Source organism: Serratia sp. HNCC26DJ206, assembly GCF_057180605.1.
In genome coordinates this window covers 80765-94597 of sequence record NZ_JBXUGP010000005.1, presented here as the reverse complement: position 1 = coordinate 94597, position 13833 = coordinate 80765, and the positions used below count along the sequence as shown (strand labels likewise).

General features: G+C 52.3%; 18 protein-coding genes and 1 riboswitch. Of the genes, 10 read left to right on the top strand and 8 right to left on the bottom strand.

What is annotated here, in order from left to right; genetic code table 11:
• Positions 1-361 precede the first annotated feature (361 nt).
• The 4 genes from cbpA (at position 362) to AC2A1E_RS04990 (ending at position 2267) form a co-directional block, all read left to right on the top strand.
• Positions 362-1276, top strand: coding sequence for a curved DNA-binding protein (cbpA, locus tag AC2A1E_RS05005; RefSeq protein ID WP_484382836.1), 915 nt, complete (start codon positions 362-364; stop codon positions 1274-1276).
• Positions 1276-1575: a chaperone modulator CbpM gene (gene cbpM, locus AC2A1E_RS05000; RefSeq protein ID WP_459402352.1), complete on the top strand. Its 300-nt coding sequence runs from the start codon at positions 1276-1278 to the stop codon at positions 1573-1575. Before cbpA ends, cbpM begins: the two co-directional genes overlap by 1 nt.
• Before the next feature lie 46 nt (positions 1576-1621).
• The gene (locus tag AC2A1E_RS04995; RefSeq protein WP_473187517.1) at positions 1622-1861 is read left to right on the top strand and encodes a DUF2766 family protein; all 240 of its coding nucleotides are present in this window, start codon (positions 1622-1624) and stop codon (positions 1859-1861) included.
• A 130-nt stretch (positions 1862-1991) separates the two neighbouring features.
• Complete coding sequence (locus tag AC2A1E_RS04990; RefSeq protein ID WP_459402354.1) at positions 1992-2267, top strand: YebO family protein; 276 nt, start codon at positions 1992-1994, stop codon at positions 2265-2267.
• A 60-nt stretch (positions 2268-2327) separates the two neighbouring features.
• Here the strand turns inward: AC2A1E_RS04990 and fos are convergent, their stop codons facing one another.
• On the bottom strand, positions 2328-2735 hold the full coding sequence (fos, locus tag AC2A1E_RS04985) for a fosfomycin resistance glutathione transferase (protein WP_484382835.1): 408 nt from the start codon (positions 2733-2735) through the stop codon (positions 2328-2330).
• 96 nt (positions 2736-2831) lie between these two features.
• Here fos and AC2A1E_RS04980 point away from each other — a divergent pair, with 96 nt between their 5' ends.
• Both AC2A1E_RS04980 and AC2A1E_RS04975 read left to right on the top strand, forming a co-directional pair.
• Positions 2832-3146, top strand: a complete 315-nt coding sequence (locus AC2A1E_RS04980) for a phage protein NinX family protein (protein WP_484382834.1) — start codon at positions 2832-2834, stop codon at positions 3144-3146.
• A 147-nt stretch (positions 3147-3293) separates the two neighbouring features.
• Positions 3294-4298, top strand: coding sequence for an MBL fold metallo-hydrolase (locus AC2A1E_RS04975; protein ID WP_484382833.1), 1005 nt, complete (start codon positions 3294-3296; stop codon positions 4296-4298).
• Between the two features lie 231 nt (positions 4299-4529).
• Here AC2A1E_RS04975 and AC2A1E_RS04970 read toward each other — a convergent pair whose 3' ends face one another.
• Positions 4530-4763 carry a hypothetical protein gene (locus tag AC2A1E_RS04970; RefSeq protein WP_484382832.1) on the bottom strand — a complete coding sequence of 78 codons (234 nt, stop codon included), beginning with the start codon at positions 4761-4763 and terminating at the stop codon, positions 4530-4532.
• A gap of 307 nt (positions 4764-5070) precedes the next feature.
• Between AC2A1E_RS04970 and AC2A1E_RS04965 the strand changes: the two genes are divergently transcribed.
• Complete coding sequence (locus AC2A1E_RS04965; protein WP_002211058.1) at positions 5071-5187, top strand: DUF2627 domain-containing protein; 117 nt, start codon at positions 5071-5073, stop codon at positions 5185-5187.
• 41 nt (positions 5188-5228) lie between these two features.
• Positions 5229-5438 carry a transcription antiterminator/RNA stability regulator CspE gene (cspE, locus tag AC2A1E_RS04960; RefSeq protein ID WP_002221949.1) on the top strand — a complete coding sequence of 70 codons (210 nt, stop codon included), beginning with the start codon at positions 5229-5231 and terminating at the stop codon, positions 5436-5438.
• Between the two features lie 66 nt (positions 5439-5504).
• Here cspE and AC2A1E_RS04955 read toward each other — a convergent pair whose 3' ends face one another.
• Positions 5505-6218 (bottom strand): purine nucleoside phosphorylase YfiH/LACC1 family protein, encoded by a 714-nt coding sequence (locus tag AC2A1E_RS04955; protein ID WP_484382831.1) that lies wholly within the window; start codon positions 6216-6218, stop codon positions 5505-5507.
• Between the two features lie 147 nt (positions 6219-6365).
• Between AC2A1E_RS04955 and rlmA the strand changes: the two genes are divergently transcribed.
• The gene (rlmA, locus tag AC2A1E_RS04950) at positions 6366-7184 is read left to right on the top strand and encodes a 23S rRNA (guanine(745)-N(1))-methyltransferase (RefSeq protein ID WP_484382830.1); all 819 of its coding nucleotides are present in this window, start codon (positions 6366-6368) and stop codon (positions 7182-7184) included.
• Between the two features lie 45 nt (positions 7185-7229).
• Here rlmA and mntP read toward each other — a convergent pair whose 3' ends face one another.
• The 5 genes from mntP to manX all read right to left on the bottom strand — a co-directional run bounded on the left by mntP (position 7230) and on the right by manX (position 11577).
• Positions 7230-7799 carry a manganese efflux pump MntP gene (mntP, locus tag AC2A1E_RS04945; RefSeq protein WP_484382829.1) on the bottom strand — a complete coding sequence of 190 codons (570 nt, stop codon included), beginning with the start codon at positions 7797-7799 and terminating at the stop codon, positions 7230-7232.
• A 12-nt stretch (positions 7800-7811) separates the two neighbouring features.
• A riboswitch (yybP-ykoY riboswitch) is annotated at positions 7812-7992 on the bottom strand.
• A gap of 218 nt (positions 7993-8210) precedes the next feature.
• Positions 8211-8669: a DUF986 family protein gene (locus AC2A1E_RS04940; RefSeq protein WP_484382828.1), complete on the bottom strand. Its 459-nt coding sequence runs from the start codon at positions 8667-8669 to the stop codon at positions 8211-8213.
• A 231-nt stretch (positions 8670-8900) separates the two neighbouring features.
• Positions 8901-9743: a PTS mannose transporter subunit IID gene (locus tag AC2A1E_RS04935; RefSeq protein WP_459402362.1), complete on the bottom strand. Its 843-nt coding sequence runs from the start codon at positions 9741-9743 to the stop codon at positions 8901-8903.
• A 15-nt stretch (positions 9744-9758) separates the two neighbouring features.
• Positions 9759-10559 carry a PTS mannose/fructose/sorbose transporter subunit IIC gene (locus tag AC2A1E_RS04930; protein WP_484382827.1) on the bottom strand — a complete coding sequence of 267 codons (801 nt, stop codon included), beginning with the start codon at positions 10557-10559 and terminating at the stop codon, positions 9759-9761.
• A gap of 55 nt (positions 10560-10614) precedes the next feature.
• Entirely contained in the window at positions 10615-11577 is a 963-nt protein-coding gene (gene manX, locus AC2A1E_RS04925) for a PTS mannose transporter subunit IIAB (protein ID WP_484382826.1), read from the bottom strand.
• Between the two features lie 704 nt (positions 11578-12281).
• On the opposite strand from manX, the gene AC2A1E_RS04920 reads away from it, so the two are divergent.
• The gene (locus AC2A1E_RS04920) at positions 12282-13826 is read left to right on the top strand and encodes a TerC family protein (RefSeq protein WP_484382825.1); all 1545 of its coding nucleotides are present in this window, start codon (positions 12282-12284) and stop codon (positions 13824-13826) included.
• Positions 13827-13833 lie beyond the last annotated feature (7 nt).

Genomic DNA, 13833 nt, shown 5'->3' with positions numbered 1-13833 from the left:
GTGTGGGAGGTGAAGATCAGTGAAATCAGGTAATCAACCCACTTATCGGTATTAATGCAACTCAATGATGGCGGGTTCCAGGTAAGGTGCCCTGTCATCATCATTTACCCGCCTGAAACGACTAGCCATGCCACAAGCTCAATAACCCTTTTGCCTCTGGTGTCGCTCTGAGCATGATGATCGGTTTCCAGTTCGGCAGTCGTCATTCTGGCTTTGGCAGTATACTTGGCTTGGCTGTGCGCTTTGGGAGCCTGATTGCTGAGAGGTTGATCGGCATATTCAGCCGGTTCCAGGTTGCCAACCCGTTAAAATCAGCGTGTCCACTTTCACCGGTTACCGATAAAAATGAGATCATAAGGTTATGGAAATCAAGGATTACTATGCCATTTTAGGGGTTAAACCCTCTGATGACATTAAGGCAATCAAGACCGCTTACCGCCGCTTGGCACGGAAATTCCATCCGGATGTCAGCACCGAAGCTGATGCGGAAGCCCGTTTTAAAGATGTTGCTGAAGCCTATGAAGTGCTCAAAGACAACGAACGACGTGCGGAATATGATCAACTGCTTCAGCATCGTAACGATCCTGGTTTTGGTCGGCAGACGCGCCGTACAGAGAGTGGCAATGCTGAAGATTTCTCCGACATCTTCACGTCGATGTTTGGTCGCGGCGCGCAGGGGCGGCAGCAGCGGCATGCGGCGCGAGGGCAGGATGTGGAACTCGGCGTGGCGATGTTCCTGGAGGAAACTCTGAGTGAACAAACCCGGTCACTGAGCTATAAGGTGCCGGTATACAACATTTTTGGTCTGGTCGAAAAAGAAATCCCCAAAACCCTTAACGTAAAAATTCCTGCGGGAGTAGCCGATGGCGAACGCATCCGCGTTAAGGGCCAAGGGGTTCCTGGTACTGATGGCGGTGCGAATGGTGATCTGTATCTGATCATTAAGCTTGCTCCACATCCGCTGTTTGAAGTGATCGGACACGATCTGGAGATTATGGTTCCGCTGGCACCTTGGGAGGCTGCGCTAGGAGCAAAAGTCTCGTTGCCCACCTTGTCAGATAACATTCTGCTCACCATTCCTGCGGGCAGCCAGGCCGGCCAGCGGCTGCGAATTAAGGGCAAAGGTCTGGTCAGCAAGAAAGAGACCGGCAATTTGTATGCGGTGATCAAGATTGTTATGCCGTCTAAACCGGATGAGAAGCAGGCAGCACTCTGGCAACAGTTGGCTGAGGCTAATGCCGCCTTCGATCCCCGTACAGCATGGAGTAAAGCATAATGGCCAAGTTACAGATAACCTTTACCGTGACTGAGTTCTGCCTGCATACCGGAGTGACCGAAGCCGAATTGAGCGAGGTGGTGGGGTTGGGGGTCATTGAGCCGCGGGATCCTGAGGCGGCCGATTGGCTATTCGACGATGGTGCGCTTGCGGCGTTCAATCGCGCCCAGCGCCTACAGCACGAACTGGCGCTGGACTGGCCCGGTATCGCTGTGGCCTTGACGCTGTTGGAGGAGATTGAGCAGTTACGCAAAGAAAATAGCCAGTTGCGCCATCGCTTGGAGCGTTTTATTGAGTGATAGACATGTTGTACTATGCAGCGTCTGAATCAAGAAGGAAGTTATTATGTCTGACATGCTGAGCAACGATCAGGAACTGGTTTCTGATCTGGTTGCCTGCCAACTGGTTATCAAACAGATCTTGGACGTGATCGACGTTATTGCGCCGACGGAAGTACGGGACAAGATGGCTAGCCAACTGAAGAGTATTGATTTTTCTACCCATCCAGCCGGGGCCGATCCCATCACCAAGCGGGCGATTGAAAAAGCGATCGCGCTGATTGAGATGAAATTTAACCGCGAGTAATCCGTGAACCGCCGCATGGCGGCGGTTTTTCTCGTAACATGGCGTAATAACAATTTCTGGCAAACCTGCACTTGGCTTGACCGGGAGTGGTAAGATAGTGGCTCGGTTTATGCAGTAGATAGGGTTGTTCATGTACGATTTAGGTTATGGGCCGTCTGGCCTGATTTCCATTGCCGTTGTCATTTTATCCGTGTTGCTTGGCTTGTGGGTGTGGTTCCTGGTGAACCGTGCCAGCGTGCGTGCCGATGAGCAGATTCGCCTGCTACAGGAGATTGCCGAGCAACAGCGCCAGCAAACGGCGTTGCTGAAAACGCTGGTGAAAAACGCACGCGGAGAGCAAGAACCGAGCGATGACGACGATCTCGGCCCGGCGCTGGGTTTCAAAGGGTTTATCCCAGAGCGTTAAGCTCAAGACTGATTTTGTGAGAAGGTAAAGAATCAATCGCACCTTCTCACCATTCCACCCTCAGTAAAACACCATGCCCGCATAGGGTTTCTCGCGACAGGCCGCTAAACGGCTGGCCAGATCGCCGCAGTGGATTTCCAGTGCGTGTCGATCGGGATCGAAAAAATAGAGTGATTCTCCCTCGCTACGGTTACTTTTCCACTCTTCTACCCCATGTGTACGTAAGCGCACGGCAAAGGCGGCAAAATCCTCGGGTGCGATGCTGAAAGCGTAATGGGTATAGTCGTGCCTAGTTTGCTCTACGCGAGCGCCATCCAGCGACAGGCATAGCCACAGTTCACCCAGCGTCAGATAGGCTCCCTGTGCCCAACGGGCTTTAGGGCTAAAGCCCAGCATGTCGACATAAAAAGCAAAGCTGCGATCAAGATCGCTGACGGCGAGCGTCAGGTGGTTAAGGCCCGATAGCATGATGAGGAATATCCTTAAGCGTGTAGCCAGTTGTCATAAATCTGTCGTATCAGCATCGTAATGTAGCGTTAACTATAAGAAAGAGGGTTATCGCCAATGATTAAATGGTATGAAGAAAGTGACGCTGAAGTAAACCGCAGTATTGCGCTAATCACCGGGGAAAATCCGGAAAAATGGTACCCTTACGGTGGTGTCAAAGGTAAAGACTATTGCAAGAACCCTGCGGATGCCTGGCCGATTATCTGCGCCAATAACATTAGCCTCAACGCCATCAGCCAGGATAATCATCCGCAATGGCAGGCCAGTATCACCACCCAACGCGGCGCATGGCAAGCGGGCAGCAGCAGCCCACTGCGAGCCGCCATGATCTGTTTTCTGCTGAGCCAGCAGACGCAAGAGGTGATTTGCTGACGCTTTTCTCATCACTCTTCTGATATTTGCCCCGTTAAATCAATTTATCTGCCAATAGGATAGGCAAAAAAGCCAGATGTTTATCATACTGGTCATAAGCCACAGGCGAGCTATCTTGTATTACTTGGGGGCAGGGAGAGGTAGGGAATGAAGATCACCAATCGTTATTATGATGCGAGCAAAGCCCATCATACGCCGCACGGATTCTGCAACCCTGAACCGACGCTGCACAAACAGGGGGATCTGAGGCGCTGGCAGGAGGAGCGTAAAAAGCTCGGCTTGCCCAAGCCACCGCAGGCGGGTTATGAGCAGTTCACCGCAAGCTGGTGGCAAGCCGCCGATCTCAGTGGCAACCAGGACAGCGTTTGGTGGTTGGGCCATGCTTCGCTGTTGCTGCGCCTGGGTGGGCGTTATGTCCTGATCGACCCGGTTTTGTCAAACCGAGCCTCGCCGCTGAGTTTTTATGGCCCAAAACGTAAAACGCCCCCTCCGGTGACGGTGCAGCAACTGCCCGCAGTGGATGTGGTGTTGATCTCCCATAATCATTACGATCATCTGGATCGCTGCACCATTAGGGAACTGACCAAGCGTTTCCGCGAGATCACCTTCGTGGTGCCGCTGGGGCTCAAGCGCTGGTTCAGCCATTATCCGGCCAAGCGGGTGGTCGAATTGGACTGGTGGGAAAGCCTGACGCTGGATGAGATGACGTTTCATGCCACGCCTGCGCGCCATTGGAGCATGCGTACCCCTTGGGATCGTAACCGTTCGCTGTGGTGTGGTTGGGTGATCCATCATCCTGCGCTGCGTTTTTATTTTACCGGTGACAGCGGTTATTCTGAAAAATTGGTCGAGATTGGCACTCGCCTGGGGCCATTTGATATGGCTGCATTACCGATCGGTGCCTATGCACCAAGATGGTTCATGCAGGAGCAGCATATGGATCCGCAGCAGTCGGTCATGCTCTATCAGCAATTAAATTCCCCGCGGGTTATTCCTATTCACTGGGGGGTTTTTGAATTGGCCGATGAGTCTTTGGATGAGCCTCCGCAGCAATTAAGTCTGGCATTAAACGCTGAGGGAATTATGCAGCATCGGTTTCATCCGTTAAAAATTGGTGCGCGTATTGATCTTGATGAAACTTCTCAGGAGTAAAGCTCTGTGCGTTCAGTGCTACCTGGTATTCCGCACCGTGCGGGCTTTGGTGGGGGAGGGCTTTTAGGTGGTCAATGAGGCTGATAGTGGTTGAAATGGGTAAAAAACAAATCCAGAAGTGGGGCCGAAATTCATTGACCCATTTCCTTAATCATGGGTGAAAATAAATATTTTGTTATCAGAGAATACTTTTTTTATTTATTGATCCTTGACTAGGCTAACTCCGAATATTTACCGCCTGATGGCCACGGCTATTTTAGCGAGCTGCTCTTTATTGGTGCATAATTCCCGATGGTGCATGTTTATGCAGCAGTAAACCGCAACTTTATGCCGCACAAAAAAGGCATAACGACCATAACTTCTAGCACCAGGAGACGATCTCTTCCTGCTGTGGCAGGCTTGGCAGCAAAAATTCAGATCGATGCGCCGTTTTGCCACCCGTTCATCGATATTCAAATCGTGCATATAAAATTCCATAAAGATTCAAAAATTTTTATGCTTTTACGGTGCTCAGACGCTTATATGTTGTCAAAAACATTCGTCGCCAGCTTGAAAGAATTGTTAAAATTCAGGCAGCACGCGGAGTTCAGCCCAGCACGTTTACAAAGCAGAAAATAGCCAAGGCTTCAACCTCTTTTACCGTATTTAGGCTATTGGTGCGGCCGACCGTTTCAAATATGTGCGACAGGTCGATCAGTGATTAAAAATGGCTTGCCATCGTTTACAGAGTATGTGATAACGCATCTGGGTAAAACGAGGTACAGTTCTGTATATGTGTGGCATTTTCAGTAAAGAAGTTCTGAGTAAAGACGTTAGCGTTGAATACCGCTTCTCTGCCGATCCTTATCTTAGTGCCTCAAGCAGTAACGACTCTAGTTTGTCTATGTAACGCCGCTGGGCGGTTTAAACAATCCAAAGGAAATACTCAAGATGGCAAAGATCAAAGGTCAAGTTAAGTGGTTCAACGAGTCTAAAGGTTTCGGTTTCATCACCCCAGCTGACGGCAGCAAAGATGTGTTCGTACACTTCTCTGCAATCCAGGGTAACGGCTTCAAAACCCTGGCTGAAGGCCAGAATGTTGAGTTCGAAATCCAAGATGGCCAGAAAGGCCCATCTGCAGTAAACGTTACTGCTATCTAATCAGCGTCAGCTGTACAAAAAACCCGCCTTTGTGCGGGTTTTTTCGTTTCTGCGATTTGCTCGCCTTCAGCCAGTGATGATAATGCCGGAATACTGATTACGTCCTTTGATCCCCGGATGGCTGGGATCCTGCGCCCGGCGGTGGCTGTTACGGCGATAACTGGTGTATTTAAAGCGTTGTGGCAGCCGTAGGTCGCCGTTCTGCGTGCAAATGGTGCAGCTGCCTGCGCGGTCGACCGCGGCAAACCCTAGGGCTTGGAGCTGGTTTTCGGCAATAGCCGCCAGATCCAGATGACGATGCCGTGGGCTGATCAAGTCAGGCGGCAGAGGCAAAGCCTGCTGAAAGCGCGCTACCAATTCCTCATTGACCTCATAGCAGCACGATCCCGCTGCGGGGCCAATGGAAGCTACCCAGTTTGCTGTGCTGTCCTCACGGTTGATATGCCGTGCCATCTGCTCAAGAATGCCGTCCAGTAATCCGCGCCAGCCCGCGTGCACCGCAGCGACAGCGCTGCCGTCATGACGGCTGAAAATCACCGGCAGGCAATCTGCGGTCAGCACGCTGATCAGAATCCCCGGTTCACGGGTAAAAAAACCATCGGCTTCGCCGCACGCTTGGGCTGGATGATGAATATCAACAATACGTATGCCGTGTACCTGTTTCTTTTCTGGCAGCGTGGCGCGATAGGGCAATAGCAGCTCCGGTAGCAGGGCACCTTTAGTGCCAAAGCCATGCTTGATGCCGGGAACGGCACTGAGGAGCGGGGAGGTGTCGGTCATAGAACGTTTTTTCCTGCAACTGGACGATAGGCTCCAGTGTAGCCAGCTTTTTTAGCCGTTGGCTAGCGGTAGCGGAGAGTATCCGCCTTGCATCGCACAGAGCCCTTCTTTAGACTAGCCGCGCCGTATCTCTCTGGAATCCAAGCCATGTCCTACCAGTGCCCCCTGTGCCACCAACCGCTGCATCATGCCAGCCAGCAATGGCGTTGCGAAAATAATCATCAGTTCGATCGTGCCAAAGAAGGTTACGTCAATTTAATGCCCGTGCAGCATAAGCGCTCAAAGCAGCCTGGTGACAGCGCCGAGATGATGCAGGCACGCCGTGCGTTTCTTGACGGTGGTTATTACCAACCATTGCAACAGTGGATCGCGGAACTGTTAGATACGGCATTGCCTGATGAGGCGCAAGCGTTGTTGGATATTGGCTGTGGGGAAGGTTATTACACCGCTGCGGTGGCAGCGCGCTTATCGCAGAAACGGGCATTGGCCGTGCATGGTCTGGATGTGGCAAAGGTGGCGATCCGTTCTGCCGCCAAGCGTTATCCAGCGGTGTCATTCTGTGTGGCTTCCAGCCATCGTTTGCCGTTTGCTGACGCCTCACTCGACGCGGTATTGCGCATTTATGCACCCTGTAAAGCCGAGGAATTAGCACGGGTGGTGAAGCCAGGAGGGGTGGTTGTGACGGTGTCACCTGGGCCGCGCCATCTTTACCAGCTAAAGCAGCAGGTTTATCAGGATGTGCAGTTGCATGCGGAAAACGACGAGCAACTTGAGGGATTTACCTGTGAAATCATCGAGACATTGGCCTATCCGATGACGCTGCCCGGTGCGCAGGCGGCCAATTTGTTGCAGATGACGCCGTTTGCCTGGCGCGCTTCGCCACAGGTGCAGCAACAGCTGGCAGAAACCACGGCTTTTGCCTGTGAAACAGACTTTGCGATCCGCTTGTATCGCTGTTGTCGCTAGAAACAGAAAAACCAGCCGAGGCAGGTTTTTCTGTTTAGGAAGATGTTAGGCAAGATAGCCCAAGTGCTCAAGCAGGATATTGACCCCAATGCCAATCAGCACCACCCCGCCAAGAATTTCAGCACGTTTGCCCAGCAGAGGGCCGATATAGCGGCCAATCATCATCCCCAGCGTGGCCATAATCATGGTGGCACAACCGATCGCCATGGCGGTATGGATGATATTGACCTGGAGGAAGGCCAGACCGACGCCGATGGCCATCGCATCCAGGCTGGTGGCGATAGCGGTAGCCACTAATACCCAGAAGCCATGACGTTTGACTTTCTGTTCTTCGTGCGGCTGGTTTTTTACGCCTTCCACGATCATACGCGCGCCCAGAATAAACAGCAGGCCGAAGGCTACCCAGTGGTCCCACTCCATGATGTATTGGCTGGCGAACAGCCCGATAGCCCAGCCGATCAACGGCGTAATGGCTTCAACGACGCCAAAGATCAGACCGGTGCGGAGAGCTTCGCGGAAACGTGGTTTATGCAGGGTAGCACCTTTACCGATTGATGCGGCAAATGCGTCCATAGACATACCAAATGCAAGAATGAGAGTTGCTGACAGGTTCATGTAAAATAGCCTCGGCCGGGCGGCTCCATATACACGTAACCCACCCCCAACCATACGACGGAGTTACGTGTCTATGGTCTCGCCAACCTATTCGGCTACCCGTACCACGTTTCGAGTTGCGAAACGAGTATGTTGATACGGGCGTTTCTGGTATTTGCTACCCAGAAACCGGCTACTCCCCAATGACGGCGCAACCTTACCATAATATTTTTAGCGGGGACAACCTTTAAATTGATGAGGTAATTTGATGGAATTGAGAATTATTTTCACTTAAGGCGGAAAGGAACAAATAACGGTGATAGCTGCATCAAAATATGCGGGAATAATAAACAGCGCACCAGAAACATTGCTGATAAATTATCCGGTGATGCGCGTACGGTTAAATTGATAAAAAACAGAAAAACTCTTTTGTTACTGATTATCAACAAGAAAATGATAAATTCTCTCCAGATCATCTAATTGTGTGACCTGGATCAATAATCTGCGCTGCTCTAAATCGATAACCAGAATACCATCTTCGGATAAATTCATTGCTCTGATGCGGGAGTATTCAAGAAAAGTGTTGGCATAAAAGAAACCTTGCGCTTTAAACAACAGCTTAGGCCAGCGAATATAGGAAATATAGACGGCAATTAACGCCAGAGAAATAAGCAGATAAGTGGTTAAGAGCGCGCCTTGCGTGGTGAGGTTGCGGTAAATCAGGATGGCAAGCAGGCCGACAAAAATCAGGCAGTCAAGCCGGTTATTGCGTTTTAACTGCACTTTGAGCAGGGTTTTGCCTTTCAGCAGGTTCATGCCGAACTCGTCGTACAGCGCATACAGCAGCATCAGCACAATAAAAATCAGTAACACACCGTCGGTCAGCGACATCTCACAACTCCATAAATAAAAAACCGGGGGTTTTGCCTCTAATGCCGGTCAGTTAAGCGAACAGTGGCATAACCATGCGGCATAATGCCAAAGATAACGCCCCCTCTCCCTGTGGGAGAGGGCCGGGGTGAGGGGCTTGTAGTACAGTGATCTTCCCCTCACCCTAACCCTCTCCCCGAAGGAGAGGGGACTGGTTAGCCTTTAGATTTTTATCCTCACTTGTTAACGCGATTATAGCCCTAGCAGACCGATCCAATAGCCGAAAATACCGATGGCGAAGAAGCCGATGATGATCCACAGCGCATTAACCTTCTTGCGCAGCAGCCACATACAGCCAAAGGTCAACAACAGTGGCACCAGCCCCGGCATCAACTGATCGAGGATGGTTTGCACCGTGGTGATCTTGGTTTGCCCGGTCTGGTCAGTGATCTTCGACACCACCAGCGGAATATTCACGTGCGTCCATTTGTTAACCAAGGCCCCCATGACAAACAGGCCGAGAATGGACGCTCCTTCCGTCAATTTTTGCAGGAAACCACCGCCCATATCGTTAACGATATCGACCCCTTTGCGATAGCCGTAGGCCACACCGTAATAACGGGTCAGCAGGCGCACCAGGTTAAACAGCACGAAGAACAGAATCGGGCCGAGCAGGCTGCCGCTCATAGCGATCCCCGCCCCCAGTGCAGCAAATACCGGGCGCACGGTACCCCAGAAAATCGGGTCGCCCACGCCCGCCAGCGGCCCCATCAGGCCCACCTTGATGCCGTTAATCGCCGCATCGTCAATCGGGGCTCCATTGGCACGCTGCTCCTCCATTGCCATGGTCACGCCGAGCACCGGTGCGGCGACGAACGGTTGGGTGTTGAAGAACTCGAGGTGGCGTTTGATCGCCTGCTTGCGATCATCGTTGTTTTCCGGGTACAGGCGACGGATCACCGGCACCATCGAGAAGCAGAAACCCAGCGCCTGCATACGTTCAAAGTTCCATGACCCCTGAAACAGGTTCGAGCGGATGAATACGCCACGAATATCGGCAGGTGTCAGTTTCTTTTGTGTTGTTGTATCAACCATTTCTTTCACCTATTCCTAGTCCAGTTCGTTATCAAGGTCGTTGGCATTGGCCGGGCCGGCCTGAACCACCTGAGACTTGTTGTATTTCGGGCTGAGCTGGATATAGAGCACGGCCATCACCACGCCAATCACGCCGAGCGCAACCAGGTTAAAATCGGTGAAAGCTGCGGTCACAAAGCCCAGGTAGAAGAATGGCATCAGGTAACCGGCACGCATCATGTTGATGACCATGGCGTAACCGACCACCACGATCATGCCACCGGCGATGTTCAAGCCGCTGGTGACCACTTCCGGGATCGAGTTAAGCAATGCGTGAACGCCAGCGGTGCCGACCGAGATCGCCACGATCACCGCCGGAATGGCGATACGCATGGCCTGTAACAGCAGGGCAGAGATGTGGATCCAGGTGATGGCGCGCAGGCTGCCGCGTTCTGCCGCTTTGTCAGCGGCGTGCTGGAAGGCCACGGTCACCGTACGGACAATAATAGTCAGTACCTGGCCCGCCGCCGCCAAAGGAATAGCCAGTGCGATACCGGCCCCGATGTTTTGCCCACCGGCAATAACCAGAATGGTGGAAATGATGGATGCCAACGCCGCATCGGGTGCTACTGCGGCACCGATATTCATCCAGCCTAGCGCAATCATCTCCAGCGTACCGCCGATGATGATGCCGGTTTTTATGTCACCGAGAACCATGCCAATCAACGTACAGGCGATTAATGGACGGTGGAATTGGAATTCATCCAGAATGGAACCCATCCCGGCAATACAGGCAACGATAAATACCAGCACAATCTGAAGAGTGGTAATCTCCATTGCACTTCTCCTATGACTAAAAAACTTTGAATAAAATAATCAACGGCGCAGGCCATTAATTGAGTTTGCTAATCAGATCCATCATTTTTAACTGGCTGTCGGACGAAACCTTACGCACTTCCAGTTCAATGCCGTGCTGGTTTAATTTATTAAACGCCTCGATGTCTTGTTTATCGACGGACACCGCGTTATTCACCTGGGTCTTACCCTGACGGAACGCCATGCCACCGATATTGACCGACTTAATCTCCACGCCACCTTCCACCAAACGCCAGACATCGGTGGGGTTGGTGAACAGCAACATCACGCGGTCACCGGCATATTTTGGGTTGTTCCAGACGCGAATGGCTTTTGCCACGTCGACCACGTGCGCGGTAACGCCTGGCGGCGCCACCTGGGTCAGCAGGGTTTTCCGCACGTGATCGGCGGCCACTTCATCACTGACCACGATGATACGGCTGACGTTGGTTTCCTTGGTCCAACGGGTAGCTACCTGGCCGTGAATCAAACGGTCATCAATGCGTGCCAAGCCAATTTTCATGCGATCGCCAGGGCCGAGAGGAGCTTGTGGAGCGGCGGTTTTTATCGGCGGGGGAACTGCGGGCTTCAGGCTCTCTGTGACCGGTTTCTTCAGCGCCTTTACGCCTTCACGGCCGGTTTCCAGGGCCAGCGCGACCAGGTCGTCGAAGCTGGGGTGATCATCACGCGCCATAAAGGTTTCCACCAGCATCGGAATATTAACCCCGGTGATCACCTCATAGTGTTGTTTATCAACAGCAATACGGCTGGCCGCATTAAACGGGCTGCCGCCCCAGGTATCGACCAGAAACAGGACGCCATCGCTGGTGTCGAGCTCGCTGATTTTCCCATGGTACTTTTCGATTAGCGTTTCGGCGTTTTCACCGGGGACAAAATCTATATAAGCAACGTTATCCTGATCGCCCAATAGCATTTCTGTGGTTTTCAGCAATTGTTCTGCTGCGGTCCCGTGTGTGCCGATGATAATAGCTATTGCCACTCGCTACCTCCTCGTTGAACTTAAGGCACAGACCGTGCCTTTCTCGTTACCATCCTGGCAGTAGATTTCCGTGGTGCAGATACATCATGGTAAAAAAGGGGGGCTTACTACACATTTCCCGCGCAGTTTCATCAACCTGTGCGCGTTAATTCACATTAGTGTTAATTTATTTTAGTGAGTGAAAAAATAAATTTTGTGATATCGCTCTGTTATTGGCCGATCGAATTATCACGGATGTGGGTTTGAGGGATTAAACAGCAGAGATGTTACAAAACGAGGCGCAAAGTAAAAGAACAGACAGCTGACAAAGCCAGATATTAGGGAGAGCGTGCCGAAGGGGTCGTAGCGGCGTAAGCCGCCGGAGCGCCCCTCGGTGCGCTAGGCCCGGGTATCTCGGGCTTAATACCACTTTGTCATCAAGCTCAGAAGCTACTTTTCCGCAGAAAAATTTCCTGCTAAAGTGCCTGCTTGTTTTATTACTAAGGAGTGAAGGGCCTCAGCCCTCCCTATGGACTGTCACCGAAGTTACTGTTTTTCAACGCTACACCCGCCACCTGCTGGCGTTATAGATGTCACACGGCCCGTCGGCTTTTTCCCGGTTCTGCAATTCTATTCCACCATGATCCTTGCTTGCGCAGCCTCTGCGTATGCTTTGTCACGCTTGAGCGCCGCTCGGCAAACCTGTCTTTCTTCTGGAGTCTGATATGGAAATATTAATGGACCCCTCTATTTGGGCTGGGTTATTGACCTTAGTGGTGCTGGAAATTGTACTGGGTATCGACAACCTAGTGTTTATTGCCATTCTGGCCGACAAACTGCCGCCCAAACAGCGGGATAAAGCCCGTATTCTTGGCCTGTCATTGGCGCTGGTGATGCGCCTTGGCCTATTGTCGGTGATTTCGTGGATGGTGACGTTGACCACGCCGCTTTTCAGCGTGGCAGAACTCAGTTTCTCCGGTCGTGATCTGATCCTGCTGTTTGGTGGTGTCTTCCTGCTGTTCAAGGCCACTATGGAGCTGCATGAACGGCTGGAAGGGCAAGGCCACCAGGGCGGGCTTAACCGCGGTTACGCCAAGTTCTGGGTGGTGGTGGTACAGATCGTTATCCTCGATGCCGTGTTCTCCCTTGATGCGGTGATCACCGCCGTGGGGATGGTGAACGATCTGCCGATCATGATGGCGGCGGTAGTGATTGCCATGGCGGTGATGTTGCTGGCGTCAAAACCGCTAACGAGCTTCGTGAACGCCCACCCGACCATCGTGGTGCTCTGTCTGAGCTTCCTGTTGATGATTGGCCTGAGCCTGATTGCTGAAGGTTTCGGTCTACATATTCCGAAAGGCTATCTGTACGCCGCGATTGGCTTCTCGATCCTGATCGAGCTGTTTAACCAGATTGCACGTCGTAACTTCATCAAGCATGAGGCGCGTCGCCCGATGCGCGAACGCACGGCGCAAGCCATTATGCGCCTGATGGGGCAGGAACGGGGGCAAGAGCAACCGGACGAAGCGGCAACGCGTGAAGTGAATCAGACCTTTGCGGAAGAAGAGCGCTATATGATCAGCGGCGTACTGACGCTGGCTTCTCGCACCTTGCGCAGCGTGATGACACCGCGTACCGAAATCTCCTGGGTGGACTGTGAACGTTCCCGTGAAGAAGTGCGCGAGCAACTGCTGGATACCCCACATAGCCTGTTCCCAGTGTGCCGTGACGAACTGGATGAGATCGTTGGCGTAGTGCGTGCCAAAGATTTGCTGGTTGCACTGGATCGGGGCGTGGACATCGCTGAGTTTGCCGCCCGCACGCCGCCGATGGTGGTGCCGGAAACCATGGACGTGCTTAAGTTGTTGGCGGTATTACGCCGGGCCAAAGGCCGCCTGGTGGTAGTGACCAATGAGTTCGGCGTGGTGCAAGGGCTGATTACACCGTTGGACGTGCTGGAAGCGATCGCCGGAGAGTTCCCGGACGAGGACGAAACGCCGGATATTATTGCGGAAGGCGATCGCTTGCTGGTGAAAGGCGGAGCGGATTTACACTCGTTGGAACAAGCGTTGGACTGCGACGATCTGGTCAGCCCGACGGAGGATTATGCTTCGTTGGCGGGTTTCCTGCTCTCTCATTACGGCCAGATGCCGGAAGTTGGGGAGGTGGTGGAACTGAACGCGTTGCGTTTCGAAATCCTTGAGGTATCTGACTACCGTATTGAGCTGGTGGGTATTACCAAGGTGAAGCCAGACTACGAACAACATTAATAATGAT

What these genes read in the sequence shown, in the direction of transcription:
- cbpA (WP_484382836.1), top strand. Translation starts at nt 362, where the DNA reads ATGGAAATCAAGGATTACTATGCCATTTTAGGGGTTAAACCCTCTGAT.
- cbpM (WP_459402352.1), top strand. Translation starts at nt 1,276, where the DNA reads ATGGCCAAGTTACAGATAACCTTTACCGTGACTGAGTTCTGCCTGCAT.
- AC2A1E_RS04995 (WP_473187517.1), top strand. Translation starts at nt 1,622, where the DNA reads ATGTCTGACATGCTGAGCAACGATCAGGAACTGGTTTCTGATCTGGTT.
- AC2A1E_RS04990 (WP_459402354.1), top strand. Translation starts at nt 1,992, where the DNA reads ATGTACGATTTAGGTTATGGGCCGTCTGGCCTGATTTCCATTGCCGTT.
- fos (WP_484382835.1), bottom strand. Translation starts at nt 2,735, where the DNA reads ATGCTATCGGGCCTTAACCACCTGACGCTCGCCGTCAGCGATCTTGAT.
- AC2A1E_RS04980 (WP_484382834.1), top strand. Translation starts at nt 2,832, where the DNA reads ATGATTAAATGGTATGAAGAAAGTGACGCTGAAGTAAACCGCAGTATT.
- AC2A1E_RS04975 (WP_484382833.1), top strand. Translation starts at nt 3,294, where the DNA reads ATGAAGATCACCAATCGTTATTATGATGCGAGCAAAGCCCATCATACG.
- AC2A1E_RS04970 (WP_484382832.1), bottom strand. Translation starts at nt 4,763, where the DNA reads ATGCACGATTTGAATATCGATGAACGGGTGGCAAAACGGCGCATCGAT.
- AC2A1E_RS04965 (WP_002211058.1), top strand. Translation starts at nt 5,071, where the DNA reads ATGTGTGGCATTTTCAGTAAAGAAGTTCTGAGTAAAGACGTTAGCGTT.
- cspE (WP_002221949.1), top strand. Translation starts at nt 5,229, where the DNA reads ATGGCAAAGATCAAAGGTCAAGTTAAGTGGTTCAACGAGTCTAAAGGT.
- AC2A1E_RS04955 (WP_484382831.1), bottom strand. Translation starts at nt 6,218, where the DNA reads ATGACCGACACCTCCCCGCTCCTCAGTGCCGTTCCCGGCATCAAGCAT.
- rlmA (WP_484382830.1), top strand. Translation starts at nt 6,366, where the DNA reads ATGTCCTACCAGTGCCCCCTGTGCCACCAACCGCTGCATCATGCCAGC.
- mntP (WP_484382829.1), bottom strand. Translation starts at nt 7,799, where the DNA reads ATGAACCTGTCAGCAACTCTCATTCTTGCATTTGGTATGTCTATGGAC.
- AC2A1E_RS04940 (WP_484382828.1), bottom strand. Translation starts at nt 8,669, where the DNA reads ATGTCGCTGACCGACGGTGTGTTACTGATTTTTATTGTGCTGATGCTG.
- AC2A1E_RS04935 (WP_459402362.1), bottom strand. Translation starts at nt 9,743, where the DNA reads ATGGTTGATACAACAACACAAAAGAAACTGACACCTGCCGATATTCGT.
- AC2A1E_RS04930 (WP_484382827.1), bottom strand. Translation starts at nt 10,559, where the DNA reads ATGGAGATTACCACTCTTCAGATTGTGCTGGTATTTATCGTTGCCTGT.
- AC2A1E_RS04920 (WP_484382825.1), top strand. Translation starts at nt 12,282, where the DNA reads ATGGAAATATTAATGGACCCCTCTATTTGGGCTGGGTTATTGACCTTA.